Source organism: uncultured Roseicyclus sp. (assembly GCF_937892565.1).
In the GTDB taxonomy this organism is placed as follows: Bacteria; Pseudomonadota; Alphaproteobacteria; order Rhodobacterales; family Rhodobacteraceae; genus Roseicyclus.
The window spans coordinates 1-3236 of sequence record NZ_CALAHQ010000047.1 but is presented as its reverse complement, the minus strand read 5'-3'; the positions used below and the strand labels follow the sequence as shown (position 1 = coordinate 3236).

The 3236-nt window shown below is 62.4% G+C and carries 6 protein-coding genes; all 6 read left to right on the top strand.

The window, feature by feature from the left end; genetic code table 11:
* A partial coding sequence (rplB, locus tag Q0094_RS06615) for a 50S ribosomal protein L2 (protein ID WP_297616688.1) occupies window positions 1–812 on the top strand: 812 nt, incomplete at its 5' end.
* Window positions 813–815: 3 nt separating this feature from the next.
* A complete protein-coding gene (gene rpsS / locus Q0094_RS06610) occupies window positions 816–1094 on the top strand; it encodes a 30S ribosomal protein S19 (protein ID WP_297616685.1) in 279 nt (92 codons plus the stop codon).
* Window positions 1095–1097: 3 nt separating this feature from the next.
* Window positions 1098–1478: a 50S ribosomal protein L22 gene (gene rplV, locus Q0094_RS06605; protein WP_297616682.1), complete on the top strand. Its 381-nt coding sequence runs from the start codon at window positions 1098–1100 to the stop codon at window positions 1476–1478.
* Entirely contained in the window at window positions 1478–2182 is a 705-nt protein-coding gene (rpsC, locus tag Q0094_RS06600) for a 30S ribosomal protein S3 (RefSeq protein ID WP_297616679.1), read from the top strand. The genes rplV and rpsC overlap by 1 nt, the downstream gene beginning before the upstream one ends.
* A gap of 13 nt (window positions 2183–2195) precedes the next feature.
* Complete coding sequence (gene rplP, locus Q0094_RS06595; RefSeq protein WP_297616677.1) at window positions 2196–2609, top strand: 50S ribosomal protein L16; 414 nt, start codon at window positions 2196–2198, stop codon at window positions 2607–2609.
* A 186-nt stretch (window positions 2610–2795) separates the two neighbouring features.
* Window positions 2796–3236: TIGR02466 family protein (locus Q0094_RS06590; RefSeq protein ID WP_297616675.1), on the top strand; the 441-nt coding region annotated here is incomplete at its 3' end.

The following is a 3236-nucleotide window of genomic DNA, read 5'->3' as shown; positions in this document are numbered from 1 at the left end:
CGGGCCAGCGCGGGCTGGTGCTGATCGACCGTTCGGAGCTTTGGAAAGGTCGCCCCGTAAAGGCCCTCACCGAGGGTTTGACGGGTAATGGCGGCCGGAACAATACCGGACGGATCACCGCACGCCGGCGTGGTGGTGGCGCAAAGCGTCTGTATCGCATCGTCGATTTCAAGCGCACCAAATTCGACATTTCGGCCACGGTCGAGCGGATCGAATATGATCCCAACCGCACCGCCTTTATCGCGCTGGTGCGCTACGAGGATGGCGAACAGGCCTATATCCTTGCCCCCCAGCGTCTGGGCGTGGGCGACAAGGTTGTCGCCGGTGTCAAGGTCGACATCAAGCCGGGCAACGCCATGCCGTTTTCGGGCATGCCGATCGGCACGATCGTGCACAACATCGAGCTCAAGGCCGGCAAGGGTGGCCAACTGGCCCGCGCGGCCGGCACCTATGCCCAGTTTGTGGGTCGTGACGGCGGATATGCGCAGCTGCGCCTGTCGTCGGGCGAGTTGCGTCTGGTGCGGCAGGAATGCATGGCCACCGTCGGCGCCGTGTCGAACCCGGACAATTCGAACCAGAACCTCGGCAAGGCCGGTCGCGTGCGCCACATGGGCAAGCGTCCGTCGGTCCGCGGTGTTGCGATGAACCCGATCGACCACCCCCATGGTGGTGGCGAAGGCCGGACCTCGGGTGGCCGTACGCCGGTTACGCCCTGGGGCAAGGATACAAAGGGCCGCAAGACCCGTAACCGGAACAAGGCGAGCCAGAAGCTTATCATCCGCTCGCGCCACGCCAAGAAGAAGGGGCGCTAACAGATGTCGCGTTCTGTCTGGAAGGGGCCTTTTGTCGACGCGCACGTCCTCAAGAAGGCCGAGAAATCCCGGGAATCCGGCCGCAGCGAGGTCATCAAGATCTGGTCGCGCCGCTCCACCATCCTGCCCCAGTTCGTGGGCCTCACCTTTGGGGTCTACAATGGTCAGAAACATATTCCGGTCAACGTGACCGAGGATATGATCGGCCAGAAATTCGGGGAATATTCGCCGACGCGCACCTATCATGGTCACGCGGCTGACAAAAAAGCCAAGAGGAAGTAAGCCATGGGCAAGGATACAAATCCCCGCCGCGTGGCGGACAACGAGGCGATGGCCAAGCTGCGCATGCTCAAGACCAGCCCGCAGAAGCTCAACCTCGTCGCGGCCATGATCCGCGGCAAAAAGGTGGAACGCGCGCTGACCGATCTGACCTTCTCGAAAAAGCGCATCGCGCTTGACGTGAAGAAATGTCTTCAGTCCGCCATCGCCAATGCCGAAAACAACCATGGTCTGGACGTCGACGGTCTTGTCGTCGCCGAGGCCTGGGTCGGCAAGAACCTTGTGATGAAGCGCGGCCGCCCGCGGGCGCGTGGCCGTTTCGGCAAAATCCACAAGCCCTTCAGTGAGCTGACCATCAAGGTCCGCCAGGTCGAGGAGACTGCGTAATGGGACACAAGGTCAATCCGATCGGCATGCGCCTTCAGGTCAATCGCACCTGGGATAGCCGCTGGTATGCCGACACCAAGGAATACGGCAAACTGTTGCTCGAGGATCTCAAGATCCGCGACTTCGTGGCCGAGGAATGCAAGCAGTCCGGCGTCAGCCGTGTGATCATCGAACGCCCGCACCGCAAGTGCCGGGTGACGATCCACACCGCACGCCCCGGCGTGATCATCGGCAAGAAAGGCGCAGATATCGAAACCCTGCGCAAAAAGCTTGCCGCGCTGACCGCGTCGGAGCTGCACCTCAACATCGTCGAGGTGCGCAAGCCGGAACTGGACGCGCAACTGGTGGCCGAATCGATCGCCCAGCAGCTTGAGCGCCGCGTGTCGTTCCGTCGTGCGATGAAGCGGGCCGTGCAGAACGCCATGCGCATGGGTGCGCTGGGCATCCGTGTGAACGTCGCGGGCCGTCTTGGCGGTGCCGAGATCGCGCGGACGGAATGGTATCGCGAAGGCCGCGTGCCGCTGCACACGCTGCGCGCCGATATCGATTATGCGCTGGGTGAGGCCATGACCCCCTACGGGATCATCGGCATCAAGGTCTGGATCTTCAAAGGCGAAATCATGGAGCACGATCCCAGTGCCCGTGACCGTCGCATGCAGGAGATCCAGGACGGCGGGGCACCGCGCCCACGTCGCGACCGTTGAGGAGTGAATTGAGATGCTGCAACCAAAGCGCACAAAATTCCGCAAGATGCACAAGGGCCGCATCAGCGGCGATGCCAAGGGCGGGTCTGACCTGAACTTTGGCACCTTTGGCCTCAAGGCGCTCCAGCCCGAGCGCGTGACGGCACGTCAGATCGAGGCGGCTCGCCGCGCTCTGACCCGTCACATGAAGCGTCAGGGCCGCGTCTGGATCCGGATTTTCCCCGATACCCCCGTGACATCCAAGCCCGTCGAGGTTCGGATGGGCAAGGGCAAGGGTTCGGTCGATTACTGGGCCTGCAAGGTCAAGCCCGGCCGCATCATGTTCGAGGTCGATGGCGTGTCCGAAGAAATCGCGCGTGAGGCTCTGCGCCTTGCGTCGATGAAGCTTCCGATCAAGACGCGCACGGTCGTTCGCGAAGATTGGTAAGGTCGAAAACGCCACACGGCGTGTTCTGATCGGTGCGGTGGCGCGTGTTTGCCTGCGACCACGCGGGCCGCACCCCGCCCCACCCGAAACGCAAAAGCCCCCGGCACCCCCGGGGGCTTTTGTTTTGCCGTTGCGCGGCGAAGCGCCCAAGGGCACACCCTGTCGCAACATCAAAGGAACACGCCCATGCCCCAGATCAAATCCCTGTTTGTCACCCGGCTCTATCACGGCAAACTGCCCGAGCTTGGCCCTGCGGTCGACCATGACGAACTGGTCGCCTCGTGCTTTTCCATCGCCGAGGATGATGAAGCCGGACAGGATTGGTGCGAGGAAAACGGCTTTCCCGGCTATACATCCTATGCGTCCTTGACCGATCTGCCGTGGCGCTTTCCGGTGTTCAAGACGCTCGTCAAGGCGCTCGATGCCCATGTGGCGGCCTTTGCCGTCGACCTGGAATTCGATCTCGAGAACCGCAAACTGGTGCTGGAAGACATCTGGATCAACATCTTGCCCGAAGGCGGCATCCACACCAGCCACATCCACCCCCATTCGGTGATTTCCGGCACCACCTATGTGCAGGTGCCCCCCGGCGCGCGGTCGATCAAGCTGGAGGATCCGCGCCATGCG